General features: G+C 73.1%; 12 protein-coding genes. 10 read left to right on the forward strand and 2 right to left on the reverse strand.

What is annotated here, in order from left to right:
* The first annotated feature begins 401 nt into the window (after positions 1-401).
* Genes AB0912_RS06685 through AB0912_RS06695 form a run of 3 tightly spaced genes read left to right on the forward strand, consistent with a single transcriptional unit; the run spans position 402 to position 3,574 of the window.
* Positions 402-1,448, forward strand: a complete 1,047-nt coding sequence (locus AB0912_RS06685) for an iron chelate uptake ABC transporter family permease subunit (protein WP_366696863.1) — start codon at positions 402-404, stop codon at positions 1,446-1,448.
* Between the two features lies 1 nt (position 1,449).
* Entirely contained in the window at positions 1,450-2,586 is a 1,137-nt protein-coding gene (locus tag AB0912_RS06690) for an iron chelate uptake ABC transporter family permease subunit (protein ID WP_366696864.1), read from the forward strand.
* Positions 2,587-2,590: 4 nt separating this feature from the next.
* Positions 2,591-3,574, forward strand: coding sequence for an ABC transporter ATP-binding protein (locus tag AB0912_RS06695; protein ID WP_366696865.1), 984 nt, complete (start codon positions 2,591-2,593; stop codon positions 3,572-3,574).
* A 93-nt stretch (positions 3,575-3,667) separates the two neighbouring features.
* Here AB0912_RS06695 and argB read toward each other — a convergent pair whose 3' ends face one another.
* Positions 3,668-4,444, reverse strand: coding sequence for an acetylglutamate kinase (argB, locus tag AB0912_RS06700; protein ID WP_366697034.1), 777 nt, complete (start codon positions 4,442-4,444; stop codon positions 3,668-3,670).
* Between the two features lie 86 nt (positions 4,445-4,530).
* On the reverse strand, positions 4,531-5,478 hold the full coding sequence (locus AB0912_RS06705; protein WP_366696866.1) for a methionyl-tRNA formyltransferase: 948 nt from the start codon (positions 5,476-5,478) through the stop codon (positions 4,531-4,533).
* 85 nt (positions 5,479-5,563) lie between these two features.
* Between AB0912_RS06705 and AB0912_RS06710 the strand changes: the two genes are divergently transcribed.
* The 7 genes from AB0912_RS06710 (at position 5,564) to meaB (ending at position 16,948) form a co-directional block, all read left to right on the forward strand.
* Positions 5,564-6,970, forward strand: a complete 1,407-nt coding sequence (locus tag AB0912_RS06710) for a SidA/IucD/PvdA family monooxygenase (protein WP_366696867.1) — start codon at positions 5,564-5,566, stop codon at positions 6,968-6,970.
* A 165-nt stretch (positions 6,971-7,135) separates the two neighbouring features.
* Positions 7,136-8,830, forward strand: a complete 1,695-nt coding sequence (locus AB0912_RS06715; protein ID WP_366696868.1) for an ABC transporter ATP-binding protein — start codon at positions 7,136-7,138, stop codon at positions 8,828-8,830.
* Positions 8,827-10,677, forward strand: a complete 1,851-nt coding sequence (locus AB0912_RS06720; protein WP_366696869.1) for an ABC transporter ATP-binding protein — start codon at positions 8,827-8,829, stop codon at positions 10,675-10,677. Before AB0912_RS06715 ends, AB0912_RS06720 begins: the two co-directional genes overlap by 4 nt.
* Positions 10,677-11,735 (forward strand): iron-siderophore ABC transporter substrate-binding protein, encoded by a 1,059-nt coding sequence (locus tag AB0912_RS06725; RefSeq protein WP_366696870.1) that lies wholly within the window; start codon positions 10,677-10,679, stop codon positions 11,733-11,735. The genes AB0912_RS06720 and AB0912_RS06725 overlap by 1 nt, the downstream gene beginning before the upstream one ends.
* Before the next feature lie 253 nt (positions 11,736-11,988).
* Positions 11,989-13,797 carry a methylmalonyl-CoA mutase family protein gene (locus AB0912_RS06730; RefSeq protein WP_366696871.1) on the forward strand — a complete coding sequence of 603 codons (1,809 nt, stop codon included), beginning with the start codon at positions 11,989-11,991 and terminating at the stop codon, positions 13,795-13,797.
* The gene (gene scpA, locus AB0912_RS06735) at positions 13,797-15,968 is read left to right on the forward strand and encodes a methylmalonyl-CoA mutase (protein ID WP_366696872.1); all 2,172 of its coding nucleotides are present in this window, start codon (positions 13,797-13,799) and stop codon (positions 15,966-15,968) included. The genes AB0912_RS06730 and scpA overlap by 1 nt, the downstream gene beginning before the upstream one ends.
* Positions 15,965-16,948 carry a methylmalonyl Co-A mutase-associated GTPase MeaB gene (meaB, locus tag AB0912_RS06740; protein WP_366696873.1) on the forward strand — a complete coding sequence of 328 codons (984 nt, stop codon included), beginning with the start codon at positions 15,965-15,967 and terminating at the stop codon, positions 16,946-16,948. Before scpA ends, meaB begins: the two co-directional genes overlap by 4 nt.
* The last annotated feature ends 207 nt before the right edge of the window (positions 16,949-17,155 follow it).

The raw sequence follows: 17,155 nt of genomic DNA on the forward strand, positions 1-17,155 counted from the left end.
GCCACGCCCGGCACAACCGCCCCACCGGCCGCGCTCCGCGCGGTCCCCCCGTCGGCCGTGTCCGGCGCAGTCACGCCCTCGGCCGCCCCCGGCAGGCTCCGGCTCAGGACGCGGCGCTCGCCGCCCGGGCCTGCCGGGTAGGGGAAGTCGACGGGCAGAGCGGCCTCTTGGGGCAGCGGGTCGAGCCGCCGGCGCCAGTACGCCGCCGCCACACCGTCGTCGACTCCAGACACACGATCTTCGATACCGGACACAGGTGACCGTGCCTTCCGAATGCGCGGAACCGGCTCAAGCCGGAGGACCGCGGCCATACTAAGGTAAGGATTACCTAACCAAAAGGCCCTGGTCTCGGAGATCCCCGATCAGCCCACTACGATTAAGGCCTGCCTAACCTAAGGGAGTTGGCCGTTGGAGACCGCACGGTGACCGGGGGCAAGCACGTCCGCCCGGTCTTTCTCGTGGCGTCGCTGAGCGCCGTCCTCATCGCGCTCTGTCTGCTGTCGATCGCCGTCGGCGCCGCCGCGATCCCGCTGGACGAGGTGGTCCGGGCGCTGTTCGGGCATCCGCCGAGCCGGCTGGTCGACAACATCGTCTGGACGGCCCGCGTCCCCCGCACCGCCCTCGGCCTCACCGCCGGTGCCGCGCTGGGCCTGGCCGGCGGCCTGATGCAGGCGCTGACCCGCAATCCGCTCGCCGATCCGGGCGTGCTCGGTGTGAGCGCGGGCGCGTCCTTCGCCATCGTCGTGGCCGTCGGCGTGTTCGGCTTCGGCTCGTTCTACGGATACGTCTGGTTCGCCTTCGCCGGCGCCCTCGCGGCCAGCGTGCTGGTCTACGTCCTCGGCCGGATGGGCCGCTCCGGTCTGACCCCGGTGAAACTGGCCCTCGCCGGGATCGCCGTGACGTTCATGCTGTCCTCGCTGACCAGCGCCATCGCGCTCACCAACCCGGACGCGCTGGACCGTTACCGCTTCTGGTCCGCGGGCTCGATGGCCGACCAGGACGCGGACACCGTCTGGCGGATCGTGCCCTTCCTCGCGGTGGGCACACTGCTGGCGCTGGCCTGCGCGCCGGCCCTCAACAGCCTCGCGCTGGGCGACGACGTGGCGGCCTCGCTCGGGCGCCGGCTGGGCCTGGTGCGGCTCCAGGGCGTCGCCGCGGTCACTCTGCTCACCGGCGCGGCCGTCGCGGTGATCGGCCCCGTCGTGTTCATCGGGCTGGTCGTCCCGCACATCGCCCGGGTGCTCGCCCGCGCGGCGGGGCTCGGCCCCGACCACCGCTGGCTGCTGCCGCTGTCCGCGGTGCTGGCCCCCTGTCTGCTGCTGACCGCGGACATCGTGGGGCGGGTCATCGCCCGGCCCACCGAGGTCCAGGCGGGCGTCATCGTCGCCTTCATCGGCGGCCCGTTCTTCATCGCGCTGGTCCGGCGCCAGCGACTGGCGGAGGTGTGACATGACCGAACCCGCCGTACGGGCCGTCGGCTCCCCCGTCGTGGAGAGCGTCAACTCCCCTGCCGGAAAGGCCGGTTCTCCCCCGCCTTCCCTCCCCTCCGCGTTCCGCGCCTACCGTCTGGCCGTCCCGCCCCTGTCGGGGATCGTGCGGCCCCGTCTGGTCGCCCTGTGCGGGGTCCTGGCCGTCGGCACCTTCCTGCTGTTCTGCTGGGGGCTGACGATCGGCGACTACCCGATCGCCTTCGCGGACGTCGTCCGCGCCCTCGGCGGCGCCGGAGACCCCGGGACCGTGCTCGTCGTCCAGGACCTCCGGCTGCCCCGCGCCCTCGTCGGCCTGCTGGCCGGCGTCGCGTTCGGCGTCTCGGGCGCGCTGTTCCAGACCATGACCCGCAATCCACTGGCCAGCCCCGACATGATCGGCCTCACCCAGGGGGCCGGCACCGCCGTGGTCGCGGGGCTCGTGCTCGGCTGGGATGCGGGGCTCGGCACCCAGAGCCTCGGCCTGGCCGGTGCCCTGGCCACCGCGCTGCTCGTGTACGTGCTGGCCTGGCGGCGCGGCACCACCGGCTACCGGATCATCCTGGTCGGCATCGGCGTCTCCTGGATGTGCTCCAGCGCCACGGACTATCTGATGGCCAAGGGCGGACGCTTCGAGGCGCAGGCCGCCCTCGGCTGGCTGGTGGGCAACCTCAACGGCCGCACCTGGGACGAGACCCGCCCGCTCGCCGTCGCGCTCGCGGTCCTGCTGCCCGCCTCGCTGCTGCTCGGCCGGCTGCTGCGCACGCTGCAACTCGGCGACGACGTGGCCACCGGCCTCGGCACCCGGGTCCAGTTCGTCCGTCTGTCCATCCTGCTCACCGGCGTCGGACTGATCGCGTTCGCCACCGCGGCGGCCGGTCCCGTCGCCTTCGTCGCGCTCGCCGCCCCGCAGATCGCGCAGCGGCTGGCCCGCACCGCCTGGCCGCCTACCGTCGCCTCCGGGCTCACCGGCGCGCTGGTGGTCCTCGGCAGCGACCTCATCGCCCGCACCGTCATCTCCGGCACGGAACTTCCGGTCGGCATCGTCACCGGCGTCCTCGGCGCGCCGATCCTGCTCTGGCTGCTCGTCCGCGCCAACCGCGCGGGTTCAGGAGGTTGATCCCATGTCGGTCGATCCCATCCCGGCTGATCCGCTGCCGGCCGGCCCCGTGCCGGCCGACGCCCTGCCGGCCGGTCCCCTGACGACCGCCGCCGCACCGGCCGACTCGCCGCCGAAGCCGGGCGACCGCGCACCGGCCGGCCGGGCGCCGGGCGCGGCCCCGGGCCCCGACCTGCGGGCCGACGGGCTGCGGCTGGCCTACGACAGCCGTACGGTCGTCGACGGCCTGGACCTCGTCGTGCCGCCCGGCCGGATCACCGCGATCGTCGGCGCCAACGCCTGCGGCAAGTCCACCCTGCTGCGCGCGCTGGCCCGGCTGATGGCCCCCCGCGCGGGCAGTGTCCAGCTCGACGGGCGGGCCCTGCACTCCATGCCGTCCCGGGAACTCGCCCAGCGGCTCGGCATCCTCCCGCAGAGCCCGGTCGCGCCGGAGGGCCTGACCGTCATCGACCTGGTGAACCGGGGCCGTTCACCGCACCAGACCTGGTGGCGGCAGTGGTCGCGGGCGGACGAGCAGGCCGTACGGGACGCGCTGGCCGCCACCGGCATGACAGAGCTGGCGGACCGGCCGGTCGACGAGCTGTCCGGCGGGCAGCGCCAGCGCGCCTGGATCGCCATGGCGGTCGCGCAGGGCACCGAGGTCCTGCTCCTCGACGAGCCGACCACCTATCTGGACCTGGCCCACCAGATCGACGTCCTGGACCTGGTCACCGACCTGAACCGGCGGGAGCACCGGACGATCGTCATGGTGCTGCACGACCTCAACCAGGCGTGCCGGTACGCCGATCACGTCGTCGCCATGAAGGCGGGGCGGATCGTGGCCGAGGGCTCGCCCGCCGAGGTCATCACGGAGAAGACGGTCGAGGACGTCTTCGACCTCAACTGCCGTATCACCACGGACCCGGTGAGCCACACCCCGCTGGTCATCCCGATGGGCCGGCACCACGGGGCGCCCGCGCTGGAGACCGCCGCGCGGGGCGCCGGCTGACGGCGGTTCGCTCCGCCCAGGGCGGGGGGACGGACGCGCGGGCCGGTCGCGGGCGGCGAGCTGCCGCGCGCGACCGGTCCCGGTCCGGGGCCGTCACGCCGGGGCGTCGGGCACGATCGTCGTGCCGGTTCCCCGGTCGCCGGACAGGCCGTCGAGCAGGGCGTGCGGCACCCGTCCGTCGAGCACCCGGGCGGCCCCGACCCCGGAGCGTACGGCTCGCAGGCACGCCTCCATCTTCGGCGCCATCCCGCCGCCGAGCCGGGGCAGCAGCCCCTCCAGCTCGCCCGCGGTGATCCGGCCGACGACCCGTTCGCTGTCCGGCCAGTCGGCGTACAGGCCGGGCACGTCGGTGAGGACGACCAGCGCGTCCGCGCCGAGGGCGGCGGCCACCGCTCCGGCCGCCGTGTCCGCGTTGACGTTGTAGACCTGGCCGTCCTCGCCCCGGCCCACCGACGAGACCACCGGGATGTGCCGGTGCTCCAGCAGCAGCCCGAGGACGGCGGTGTTGACCTGGGTGACGTCTCCGACGAGGCCGATGTCCACGCGTTCGCCGCCCACCTCGGCGAAGCGTTTGACGGCGGTGAGGGTCCGCGCGTCCTCGCCGCTGAGCCCGACGGCGTACGCCCCGTCCTCGTTGAGGAGTCCGACCAGTTCCTTCTGGACCTTGCCGGAGAGCACCATCCGCACCACGTCCATGGTCTCGGGCGTGGTGACCCGCAGCCCGTTCAGGAAGGCGGACTTGAGGCCCAGCCGGTCGAGGTGGGCGCCGATCTGCGGGCCGCCGCCGTGCACCACGACGGTCCGGACACCGCCCCGGCGCAGGGCGAGGACGTCCTGCGCGAAGGCGCGCCGGAGCGGTTCGTCGGCCATGGCGTGGCCGCCGTACTTCACGACGACGGTCCGGCCCTCGGGGCGTTCCACCGGCAGGGGCCGGTCGGCGAGCCCGGGCAGGGCGCTCACGGACGGGCGGTGAGGTAGCCGCCCATGGTCCGGAAGTAGTCGGTGGCCGCGTGTTCGGCGCCGTCCTCGGTGCGCACCCGCCGGACCAGCAGCCCGCGCAGCCGTCCAGTGCGGGCCTGCGCGCCGGCCACGACCACGATCCCGTCCCCCTCGCGGATGAAGATCCGCCCCGGGGTGCCGCCGTAGCAGCCCTCGGACACCGAGGCCTCGACGATGCGCAGCCGTTCGCCTCGGTGGTGGGTGAAGGCGTTGGGGTACGGGTCGCACTGGGCGCGCACCAGGCGTTCGAGGTCCTCGGCGGGCCAGGTCCAGTCGATGCGGCTGTCCTCCAGGGACCGCTTGTGGAAGAAGCTCGCGCGGCTGCGGTCCTGGGGTATCCAGCGGGCCCGGCCGGAGGCGATCAGGTCGAGGGACTCGGTGACCACGGGGGTGATCAGGTCGACGGTGCGGTGGAACAGGTCGGTGACGGTGTCGGCCGGTCCGACCGGCACCGCGCGCTGCAACAGGACGTCGCCGGCGTCGAGTTCGGCGTTCATCCGGTGGGCGGTGACGCCGACCTCGCGCTCGCCGTTGATCAGCGCCCAGATGAGGGGCGAGAAGCCCGCGTAGGCCGGCAGCAGGGAGTCGTGGATGTTGAGGGTGCCGTGCGGGGGCAGGTCGAAGACCTCCGGCGGGAGCACGGTGCGCCAGTTGTTGGCGACGATGATGTCGGGCTCCGCGTCCCGCAGGGCGGCGAGGAGTTCGGGGTCGTCGGGCCGGTTGCGCAGCAGCACCGGGATGCCGTGCTTCTCGGCGAGGTCGGCCACGGAGTCGTCCCAGATCTTCTCGTAGGCGTGTTCGCTCTTGGGGTGGGTGACCGCCAGAACCACCTCGTGGTCGGACTCCAGCAGAGCCTGGAGCGTGCGATGCCCCCAGGTCTGGTAGCCGAACATGACGACCCGCATAGTCGATCCTCTCTTGGAGACCACCATTGCAAGGTAAGGCTAACCTTATTTAACATCAGGGGCGCCCAAGGGAAGGGAAGTTGCGGTGAACGCACTGCACGACGAACCTGACGCCATACATGACGTGATCGGGATCGGTTTCGGACCGTCAAATCTGGCACTGGCCATCGCCATTGAGGAGCACAACGCCGGGGCATCACCCGAGGACCGGATCCGCGCGGAGTTTCTGGAGCGTCAGCCCTCCTTCGGCTGGCACCGCGGCATGCTGATCGACGACGCGACGATGCAGGTGTCCTTCCTCAAGGACCTGGTCACGATGCGGAACCCGACCAGCGACTTCACGTTCCTGTGCTTCCTGCGGGAGCGCGGCAGGCTGGTGGACTTCCTCAACGCGAAGACGCTCTTCCCGTTGCGGATCGAGTTCCACGAGTACTTCGAGTGGGCGGCGGCCCGGCTCGCCCATCTCGTGGGCTACGACCGCGAGGTGCTCTCCGTGGAGCCGGTCACCTCCGACGACGGCGAGGTCCGCTGGTTCGACGTGACCAGCCGGGTGCCCGGATCGCCGGACCGTACGGTGACCAGGCGGGCCCGCAACATCTCGGTGGCCGTCGGCCTGGAACCCCACCTGCCGCCCGGCACCGCCTTGTCGGACCGCGTCTGGCACAACAGCGAACTGGTGCCGCGTGTAGCGGAGTTGGCCGGGACGGGAACGCCGGTGGGGCGGATCCTGGTGCTCGGCGCCGGACAGAGCGGCGCCGAGGCGGTGGACTATCTGCACCGCTCGTTCCCGGACGCGGAGATCTGCGCGGTGTTCGCCAAGTACGGCTACACCCCGGCCGACGACAGCCCGTTCGCCAACCGGATCTTCGACCCGGAGGCGGTGGACGTCTACTTCCGCTCCGCCCCGGAGGTGAAACAGTCCCTGGTCGACTACCACCGCAGCACCAACTACTCGGTGGTCGACATGGATCTCATCGAGTCGCTGTACGCCACCATGTACCGCGAGAAGGTCCTCGGCCGGGAACGCCTGCGCCTGCGCAACGTCTCCCGCATCCGTGACGTACAGGCCCACGAGGACCGGCTGGACGTCACGGTCGAGTATCTGCCCACCGGGGAACGGGAGATCATCTCCTCCGACCTGCTCGTCCACGCCACCGGCTACCGCCCCCGGGACCTGGACGCGCTGCTGGGCCGGGCCTCGAAGCTCTGTCTGCGCGACGACAAGGACGCCGTCCTGGTCGGCCGGGACCACCGGGTCTCCGAGGTGACGGCCGGCATCTACGTCCAGGGCGCGACGGAGCACACGCACGGGCTCACCTCGACCCTGCTGTCCACGACGGCCGTGCGCTCCGGGGAGATCCTCGACTCGCTGCTCGCCCACCGCGCGGCCGACAACACGGCCGTCCCCGCGGCCACGGCAGCCGGCACGGCAGGGACCGCGGACGCGGCAGGGACGGCGGACCCGGCCGCGCGGACCGACTGCCCCGCCTGAACCGCCCTACCAGCGGGGCGGGTTGGGATCGGGCGGGGTGGCAGCGCTGGGTGTGCCGCCCCGCCCGGCAGGGGCGCGATTCCGTTCATCCTGGGGCCGGACCCTGGCCTCAGACTTAAGGTAGCCTCACCTAAGTTTTCGACGTCCTTTCCCGGAGGGGTATGGATGAGTGCTGCACATCCGACGGGGCGCGGCGTCCTGAGGGACTCGGTGGCGGGACAGCGCGGGCGGGTGGCGCTGAGCGCGGTCCTCAGCTCCGGGCACCAGATCGGCGAGGCCCTCGTCCCCGCCCTCATCGGCGTCGTCATCGACCGCGCCGTCACCAGGTCCGACACCGGCGCCCTCGTGCTGTGGCTCGGTGTCCTGGCCGCGGTGTACGCCGGGCTCGCCCTGAGCTTCCGGATCGGCGCCTGGTCCGGTGAACTCGCCGCCGTCCGGGCCGAACACTCCCTGCGCGTCGGCCTCGTTCGCCGGGTTCTCCACCCGGGCGGGGGCGCCGAGGAGGGCCGGCTGCCCGGCGCGCTCGCCAATACCGCGACCGAGGACGCCAAGCGGGTCGGCGCGGTCAACCTCGCGCTGCCGCTCGGGATCGCCGCCCTGGTGGGCATCGCGACCTGCGCGGTCGTACTGCTGCGCACCTCGCTCACCCTCGGCCTCGTGGTCCTGGTGGGCACCCCGGTGCTGCTGTGGCTGGGGCATCTGCTGAGCAAGCCCCTGGAGACCCGCAGCGAGGCCGAGCAGGAACGGGCGGCGCACGCCTCGGCCATCGCGGCCGACCTGGTGACCGGACTGCGCATCCTGAAGGGCATCGGCGGCGAGTCGACGGCCATCGAACGCTACCGGGCCACGAGCCGTGACTCCCTGCGGGCCACACTGCGCGCCGCCCGGGCGCAGGCCTTCCAGAGCGGCATGGTCCTCGCGCTCACCGGCTGCCTGATCGCCGCCGTCGCCCTGGTCGGCGGCCGGCTGGCCGCCGAAGGCAGCATCAGCCTGGGCCAGTTGGTCTCGGCCGTCGGTCTCGCGCTCTTCCTGGTCGGCCCGCTGGAGGTGCTCGCCTGGGTCAACGCCGAACTCGCCCAGGGCCGCGCCTCGGCCACCCGGATCGCGGAGGTGCTGGCCACCGAGCCCGCCGTCACCGCAGGCGGCAGCCCGCTGCCGGGCCCGGTGCGCGGCGCGCTGCGGCTGACCGGGCTCCGGCACGGCGGGCTGCGCGCGGTCGATCTGGACATCCCGGCCGGCGAACTCCTCGGCGTGGTCGCGACCGACCCCGCCCACGCCGCCGACCTGCTGCGCTGTCTGAGCCGACAGGTCGATCCCGACGCCGGCTCCGTGGAACTGGACGGGGTGTCCCTGCGCGATCTGGACCCGGCCGAGATCCGAACGGCCGTCCTGGTGGCCGAGCACGACGCCGACCTTTTCGAAGGGACCGTCCGCGACAACGTGCTCGCCGCCGCCCCCGGCGCGGGATCGCCCGAACCGGCGATGACCGCGGCCGGGGTGACCCAGGTCGCCGCGACCCTGCCCGACGGCGAGCACACCGCGGTCAGCGGACAGGGCCGCTCCCTCTCCGGCGGCCAGCGTCAACGGGTAGCCCTCGCCCGGGCGTTGGCGGCGGACCGGCCGGTCCTGGTGGTGCACGACCCGACGACGGCGGTCGACACGGTGACCGAGGCCCTCATCGCCTCCGGGATCCGCGAGATCCGCAAGGGCCGCACCACCGTGCTCGTGACGACCAGCCCCGCCCTGCTCGCGGTCGCCGACCGGGTGGCGCTCGTCCACGAGGGCCGGGTCACGGACACCGCCCCGCACGCCGAACTGGTGCGGCGGCACGCGATCTACCGCGCGGCGGTGCTGGCATGAGCGGCGCCCCGGCGGACCGGAACGAGGAGACGATGACCACCCGCGAGCTGCTGCCCACCGCCACCCCGGCCAGGACCCGCGCCGCCATCCGCCGACTGCTGCGCCCGCACCGCCGGTTGGCGCTCGGCTCCGTCGTGACGATGATCGCGGCCACCGCGGTGGGACTGCTCGTCCAGCCGCTGCTCGGCCACATGGTCGACCTGGTGGCCGGCCGGCGGCCTCCCGGCGACCTCACCCTCCCCGTCGTCCTGCTGGTCGTGGTGGCGCTCGTCCAGGGCGGCACCACCGCGCTCGGCCTGTCCCTGGTGTCCCAGCTCGGTGAGAGCGTGCTCGCCCGGCTGCGTGAACTGTTCGTGGACCGGGCCCTGCGGCTGCCCCTGGAGCAGGTCGAGAAGGCCGGCACCGGAGACCTCACCGCCCGCGTCACCCGGGACGTGGCCCGGGTCGGCGAGGCGGTCCGCTCGGCACTGCCCGAACTGGCCCGCTCCGTCCTCGCCATCGTGCTCACCCTGGCCGCGATGACCGCGCTCGACTGGCGCTTCCTGCTCGCCGCCCTCGTCGCCGTGCCCGTCCAGGCGCACACCGCGCGCTGGTACGTGCGCAACGCCGTGCCGCTGTACGCCCGCGAACGCGTCGCGACCGGCGCCCAGCAGCAGCAGTTGCTCGACACCATCGCCGGTGCCGGCACCGTCCGCGCGTACCGCCTGGAGGAGGAGCACACCGCGCACGTCACCGAACGGTCCTCCGCCGCCGTCGCGCTCACCATGCGCGGGGTCAAGCTGGTACTGCGGTTCTACAACCGGCTGCACATCGCGGAGTACGCGGGGCTCGCCGCGGTCCTGGTCACCGGGTTCCTGCTGGTGCGCGCCGGGTCGGTGTCCATCGGTACGGCGACCGCCGCCGCGCTCTACTTCCACAGTCTGTTCACGCCGGTCAACTCCGCCCTGGTGCTGCTCGACGACGCGCAGACCGCGACCGCCGCGCTCAACCGGCTCGTCGGGGTGGCGGACCCGGACCCCGCCGACGCCGGCCCGGCCCCCTCGGTACCCGGGCAGGCCGGGCCGGCGGACGGAGCGCCCGGCACCGTCACCGTCACCGGACTGCGTCACGCCTACGAGCCCGGCCGGCCGGTCCTGCGGGACGTGCACCTGACGCTGCGGCCCGGGGAACGAGTCGCGCTGGTCGGCCCGAGCGGCGCGGGCAAGACGACGCTCGCCAAGCTCATCGCGGGGGTGCACCGGCCGACCTCCGGCTCGGTCCGGCTGTCCGGCGCCGCCCCTTCCGACGGCACCCTGCCCGTCGCCCTGGTGACCCAGGAGACGCACGTCTTCGCCGGACCGCTCGCCGAGGACCTGCGGCTCGCCCGCGCCGCCGCCACCGACGCCGACCTGCGCGCCGCGCTGGCCGCGGTCGACGCGCTCGACTGGGTGGAGGCGCTGCCCGAGGGGCTCGGCACGGTCGTCGGCGAGGGCGGACACCGCCTCACCCCCGCCCAGGTGCAGCAACTCGCCCTGGCCCGGCTGGTCCTGGCCGATCCGCCGGTCGCCGTACTGGACGAGGCGACGGCCGAGGCGGGCAGCACCGGCGCCCGGCTGCTGGAGAAGGCCGCCGCCCGGGCCGTCGAGGGCCGTACGGCACTCGTCGTCGCCCACCGTCTCACCCAGGCCGCCACCGCGGACCGGATCGTCGTCATGGAGGACGGCCGGATCGTGGAGAGCGGCCGCCACGACGAGCTGTGCGCGGCCGACGGTACCTACGCCTCGCTCTGGCAGGCCTGGTCCGGCACGCGCACGACGCCCGAACACCCCCCGCACACCACCACCGCTCCGACTCTGAAGGACCACTGATGCTCGGCTCTCCGCGAGGCACCCGGCTCGCCGCGGCGCTCGCCTCCGCCCTCCTGCTGCTCGCCGCCGTCGCGGCCTGCGGCTCCTCGGACGACTCCGCGGCCGGCTCCGACAAGCCCGCCGCCTCGGACAAGGCGTTTCCCGTCACCATCGCCCACAAGTACGGCAGCACCACCATCAAGGCCGAACCCCGGCGGATCGTCACGGTCGGGCTGACCGACCAGGACTCCGTGCTCGCCCTCGGCAAGGTGCCCGTCGGCACCACCGAGTGGCTCGGCGGCTACAAGGGCGCCATCGGCCCCTGGGCCACCGGCAAGCTCGGCGACGCCGCGCTCCCCACCGTCCTGAAGGACACCGGCACGGGACCGCAGACCGAGAAGATCGCGGCGCTGCGTCCCGACCTGATCCTCGCGGTCTACGGCGGCCTCACCAAGGCGCAGTACACCACCCTGTCGAAGTTCGCCCCGGTGGTGGCCCAGCCGAAGGAGTACAACGACTTCGGTGTGCCGTGGCAGAAGCAGACGGAGATCATCGGCAAGGCGCTGGGCCAGGAGGCCAAGGCCGCGTCGGTGGTGAAGGGGGTCGAGGCCGACTTCAAGACGGCCGCCGCGAAGAACCCGGCGTTCGCCAAGGCGACCGGCGTGGTGGCCACGCCGTACGAGGGCACCTTCGTGTTCGGCAGCCAGGACCCGCGCTCGCGCGTGCTGACCGACCTCGGCTTCCGTCTGCCGACCGACCTGGACAAGGTCATCGGGGACGAGTTCGGCGCCAACATCAGCAAGGAGCGCACCGACCTGCTGGACACCGACGCGATCGTGTGGATCGCCGGGGACCCGGCCAAGGACGAGGCCAAGCTGCACAAGGACGCCCTGTACGGGGACCTGAAGGTGGCGCGGCAGCGGCGTGAGGTCTACATCAAGGAGAGCAGCGACTACGGCAACTCCGTCTCCTTCGTGTCGGTGCTGAGCCTGCCGTACATGCTCGACCGGCTGGTGCCGCAGCTCGCCGCCGCGGTCGACGGCGACCCCGCGACGAAGGTGGCCGCCCCCGCCGCCTGACGTGTCAGGGCCGGCCCGTGCCACCGGGGCCGGAAGCCCGGGTTCACCGTGCTTCCGGCCCCGGCGCGCACCCCCGTGCGACACTCTCCCCGGCCCCCCGAGAGGGGGACCCCGTACGGCACTCTCCCGCCCCGGCGCGCACCCCGTTCGCCGCTCTGCCGGGCCGCTGAGATCTGGATCACCGAGACCGAGAGGCCAAGGTCACAGGCGCCGCCTCTGCTGCGGCTCTCGAAGTCTGGCCTAGCATCCGAGCATGACAGTCCTGCCCAATGACGGGCTCGCGCTGGCCGCCGAGTTCCCTTCCGCGACCCATGACCAGTGGCAGCTCCTGGTGGAGGGCGTGCTGCGCAAGTCGGGCAAGGAGGTCTCGGGCGCGGACGCCGAGGACGCGCTGTCGACCTCCCTGGAGGACGGGCTGCGCACCAGGCCCCTCTACACCGCGCGCGACACGGCCCCCGATCCCGGTCTCCCCGGCTTCGCCCCCTTCGTACGGGCGGCCCGCCCCGAGGGCGGCACCGCCGGCGGCTGGGACGTACGGCAGCGGCACACGGCCGACGACAACGCCCTCGTTCTCGGCGACCTGGAGAACGGCGTCACCTCCCTGTGGCTGGCCGTCGGCGAGGGCGGCATCCCGCTCGGCTCGCTCGGCCGCGTCCTGGACGGCGTCTACCTCGACCTGGCGCCGGTCGTCCTCGACGCGGGCGGTGACACCGAGGCCGCGGCGACGGAACTGCTGCGGCTGTACGAGGAGCGCGGTGTCGCGCCGGGTGCCGCCCGGGGCAACCTCGGCGGCGACCCGCTCGGCCACGAGGCCCGCACCGGCACCGCGACGGACTTCGCCCCGGTGGCCTCGCTCGCCCGCCGGTGCGCCGAGGACCATCCCGGTCTGCGGGCGCTGACCGTGGACGCGCTGCCGTACCACGAGGCCGGCGGCTCGGCCGCGCAGGAGCTGGGCGCCTCGCTGGCCACCGGCGTCGCCTATCTGCGGGAGCTGACCTCGTCCAGTCTGACCCTCGAACAGGCCTGCGCGCAGCTTGAGTTCCGCTATGCGGCGACCGCCGACCAGTTCCTGACCATCGCCAAGCTGCGGGCGGCGCGCCGGCTGTGGGCGCGGGTCGCCGAGGCCAGCGGGGCGCCGGCCGCGGGCGCGCAGGTGCAGCACGCCGTGACCTCGCCGGTGATGATGTCGCGCCGCGACCCGTGGGTGAACATGCTGCGGACCACGATCGCCACGCTGGCGGCCGGGGTCGGCGGCGCGGACTCCGTGACCGTGCTGCCCTTCGACCACGCGCTCGGCCTGCCGGACGCCTTCGCGCGCCGCATCGCGCGCAACACCTCCACGATCCTCATCGAGGAGTCGCACCTGTCCCGGGTCATCGACCCGGCGGGCGGCTCCTGGTACGTGGAGCGGCTGACCGACGAACTCGCGGGCGCCGCCTGGGAGTTCTTCCGGTCGATCGAGCGGGACGGCGGCCAGGCGGCGGTGCTGCGCTCGGGCCGGCTCGCCGACGACCTGGCGAAGACCTGGGCGGAGCGCTCGGTGAGGCTCGCCAAGCGGCGCGAACCCATCACCGGCGTCAGCGAGTTCCCGCATCTCGCGGAGCGTCCGGTGGAGCGCGAGCCGGCCCCCGCACCGCCGTCCGGCGGCCTGCCCCGGGTCCGCCGCGACGAGGCCTACGAGGCGCTGCGGGCCCGCTCCGACGCCCACCTCGCCGCCACCGGGTCCCGGCCGCGGATCTACCTGGCCACGATCGGCCCGGCCGCCGCGCACTCCGCGCGGTCCACGTTCGTCTCGAACCTCTTCCAGGCCGGCGGCGTCGAACCGGTCACCGACGGCACGTTCGAGGAGAGCGGGGCGACCGAGGCCTGCCTCTGCTCCAGTGACGCGCTCTACGAGGAGCGGGCCGCGAGCACCGCGCGGGAGCTCGCGGCGGCGGGCGCCCGGCATGTGTTCCTCGCCGGCCGGCCCGGGCGGTACCCGGGTGTCGACTCCTACGTCTTCGCGGGCTGCGACGCCGTCGCCGTCCTCTCCGCCACCCTCGACCGCATGGGAGTGTCCTGATGGGAATCCCCGACTTCTCCGGGATCGAACTGGGGACACCCGCCGCCGACGGCAGCGCCGAGGAGTGGAGCGCCGCCGCGGCGAAGGCCACCGGCGGCGAGGCGCTCTGGGAGACCCCGGAGGGCATCGCGGTCAAGCCGCTGTACACCGGGCGGGACACCGAGGGCCTGGACTTCCTCGACACCTACCCGGGCATCGCGCCGTACCTGCGGGGCCCGTACCCGACGATGTACGTCAACCAGCCCTGGACGATCCGCCAGTACGCGGGGTTCTCCACGGCCGAGGAGTCGAACGCCTTCTACCGCCGCAACCTGGCGGCCGGCCAGAAGGGCCTGTCGGTCGCCTTCGACCTGCCCACCCACCGCGGTTACGACAGCGACCACCCGCGGGTGACCGGTGACGTCGGCATGGCGGGCGTGGCCATCGACTCGATCTACGACATGCGTCAGCTCTTCGACGGCATCCCGCTGGACAGGATGACGGTGTCGATGACGATGAACGGCGCCGTGCTGCCGGTCCTCGCCCTCTACATCGTGGCGGCGGAGGAACAGGGCGTGCCGCCGGAGAAGCTGGCCGGGACCATCCAGAACGACATCCTCAAGGAGTTCATGGTCCGCAACACCTACATCTATCCGCCGAAGCCGTCGATGCGGATCATCTCCGACATCTTCGCGTTCACCTCGCAGCGGATGCCCCGCTACAACTCCATCTCGATCTCCGGGTACCACATCCAGGAGGCGGGGGCGACGGCCGACCTGGAGCTGGCGTACACGCTCGCGGACGGGGTTGAGTACATCCGGGCCGGGCGTGAAGCCGGCCTGGACGTCGACGCGTTCGCGCCCCGGCTGTCGTTCTTCTGGGCGATCGGCATGAACTTCTTCATGGAGGTCGCCAAGCTGCGGGCGGCGCGCCTGCTGTGGGCGAAGCTGGTCAAACAGTTCGACCCGAAGAACTCCAAGTCCCTTTCGCTGCGCACCCATTCGCAGACCTCCGGCTGGTCGCTGACGGCGCAGGACGTGTTCAACAACGTGACCCGCACCTGTGTGGAGGCGATGGCCGCCACACAGGGGCACACGCAGTCGCTGCACACCAACGCCCTGGACGAGGCGCTGGCCCTGCCGACCGACTTCTCGGCGCGGATCGCCCGCAACACGCAGTTGCTGCTCCAGCAGGAGTCCGGCACCACCCGGGTCATCGACCCGTGGGGCGGCAGCGCCTACCTGGAGAAGCTGACGTACGACCTGGCGCGCCGGGCGTGGCAGCACATCGAGGAGGTCGAGGCGGCGGGCGGTATGGCGCAGGCCATCGACGCCGGCATTCCCAAGCTGCGGGTCGAGGAGGCGGCGGCGCGCACCCAGGCGCGGATCGACTCCGGCCGTCAGCCGGTGATCGGCGTCAACAAGTACCGGGTGGAGACCGACGAGAAGATCGACGTCCTGAAGGTCGACAACTCCTCGGTGCGCGCCCAGCAGATCGAGAAGCTGCGCCGGCTGCGGGCCGAGCGCGACGAGGGCGCCTGCCGGGACGCGCTCGACGCGCTGACCCGGGCCGCGGCCGGCGAGGGCAACCTGCTGGAGCTGGCGGTGCGCGCCGCCCGCGCCAAGGCGACGGTCGGCGAGATCTCCGACGCGCTGGAGAAGGTGTACGGGCGGCACGCGGGCCAGATCCGTACGATCTCCGGGGTGTACCGCAACGAAGCAGGGGAGTCCCCGTCCGTGGACCGCACCCGGGCGCTGGTGGAGGCGTTCGAGGAGGCCGAGGGCCGTCGTCCGCGCATCCTGGTGGCCAAGATGGGCCAGGACGGTCACGACCGCGGCCAGAAGGTGATCGCCACCGCGTTCGCCGACCTCGGCTTCGACGTCGACGTGGGCCCGCTGTTCCAGACGCCCGCCGAGGTGGCGCGCCAGGCCGTGGAGGCTGACGTGCACATCGTGGGCGTCTCCTCGCTGGCCGCCGGGCACCTCACGCTCGTACCGGCGCTGCGCGAGGAGCTGGCGGCGGAGGGCCGCGAGGACATCATGATCGTGGTCGGCGGGGTGATCCCGCCGCAGGACGTTCCGACCCTGCTGGAGATGGGCGCGGCGGCCGTGTTCCCGCCCGGGACGGTGATCCCGGACGCGGCCCACGACCTGGTCCGGCGGCTCGGAGCCGACCTCGGGCACGACCTGTGATCCAGCTCGACACGTACGTCAAGGGCGTGCTGGAGGGGAGGCGCGCGCTGGTCGCCCGCGCCATCACCCTCGTGGAGTCCACACGTCCCCAGCACCGGGCGCTGGCCCAGGAGTTGCTGACCGAGCTGCTCCCGCACAGCGGCAAGGCGCGGCGGATCGGGATCAGCGGTGTTCCGGGTGTCGGCAAGTCGACGTTCATCGACGCGTTCGGCACGATGCTGACCGCTCTCGGACACCGGGTGGCGGTGCTCGCCGTCGACCCGTCGTCCAGCCGGACCGGCGGTTCGATCCTCGGCGACAAGACGCGGATGGAGCGGCTGGCGGTGGACCCGGCCGCGTTCATCCGCCCCTCCCCCACGGCCGGCACGCTCGGCGGGGTCGCCAAGGCGACCCGGGAGTCCATCGTGGTGATGGAGGCGGCCGGTTACGACGTGGTGCTGGTGGAGACGGTGGGGGTCGGGCAGTCGGAGACGGCCGTCGCGAACATGGTCGACTCGTTCCTGCTGCTGACGCTGGCGCGCACCGGGGACCAGTTGCAGGGCATCAAGAAGGGCGTCCTGGAGCTGGCGGACGTGATCGCCGTCAACAAGGCGGACGGGCCGCACACCCGTGACGCGCAGGCGGCGGCCCGTGAACTGGCCGGCGCGCTGCGGCTGATGCACGGCAAGGACGCGGCCTGGACGCCGCCGGTGCTCAGTTGCAGCGCCCGTGAGGGCGCCGGTCTGGACACGGTCTGGGACCGGCTGGAGCAGCACCGCACGCTGCTCGACTCCTCGGGCCGGCTCGCCGCCAAGCGGCGGGACCAGCAGGTCGACTGGACCTGGGCGATGGTCCGTGACGAACTCCTCGGCCGGCTGCACGCCGACCCGGGCGTCCGCGCCCTCGCCCCGGAACTCGAACGGCAGGTTCGTGAGGGCTCGTTGACGGCGACCCTGGCGGCCGAACGGATCCTGAGGACCTTCCGCGGCGAGGACGGCTAGGGCGTGTCGTTTGGATCAGGTGGCGCCGGAGTGCGGCGCCTTGTCGGCTGGGCCGAGCGGGGCAGGGTGCGTGCAGCTGCAAGGCGGAGGAGGGCGACGACGCGGAGCGTCGGCAACCGACGACAACGCCGCTGGGGGTACCCCCTGCTCGAAGAGCTTGGGGGAGTGCGTGCCCTGCCCCGCGACCCGCCACATGATCCAAACGAC

Origin of the sequence: Streptomyces sp. NPDC007084, from assembly GCF_040703595.1 — a bacterium.
Classification (GTDB): Bacteria; Actinomycetota; Actinomycetes; order Streptomycetales; family Streptomycetaceae; genus Streptomyces.

What these genes read in the sequence shown, in the direction of transcription:
- argB (WP_366697034.1), bottom strand. Translation starts at nt 4,444, where the DNA reads ATGGCCGACGAACCGCTCCGGCGCGCCTTCGCGCAGGACGTCCTCGCC.
- AB0912_RS06705 (WP_366696866.1), bottom strand. Translation starts at nt 5,478, where the DNA reads ATGCGGGTCGTCATGTTCGGCTACCAGACCTGGGGGCATCGCACGCTC.
- AB0912_RS06695 (WP_366696865.1), top strand. Translation starts at nt 2,591, where the DNA reads ATGTCGGTCGATCCCATCCCGGCTGATCCGCTGCCGGCCGGCCCCGTG.
- AB0912_RS06715 (WP_366696868.1), top strand. Translation starts at nt 7,136, where the DNA reads ATGAGTGCTGCACATCCGACGGGGCGCGGCGTCCTGAGGGACTCGGTG.
- AB0912_RS06725 (WP_366696870.1), top strand. Translation starts at nt 10,677, where the DNA reads ATGCTCGGCTCTCCGCGAGGCACCCGGCTCGCCGCGGCGCTCGCCTCC.
- AB0912_RS06720 (WP_366696869.1), top strand. Translation starts at nt 8,827, where the DNA reads ATGAGCGGCGCCCCGGCGGACCGGAACGAGGAGACGATGACCACCCGC.
- scpA (WP_366696872.1), top strand. Translation starts at nt 13,797, where the DNA reads ATGGGAATCCCCGACTTCTCCGGGATCGAACTGGGGACACCCGCCGCC.
- AB0912_RS06690 (WP_366696864.1), top strand. Translation starts at nt 1,450, where the DNA reads ATGACCGAACCCGCCGTACGGGCCGTCGGCTCCCCCGTCGTGGAGAGC.
- AB0912_RS06730 (WP_366696871.1), top strand. Translation starts at nt 11,989, where the DNA reads ATGACAGTCCTGCCCAATGACGGGCTCGCGCTGGCCGCCGAGTTCCCT.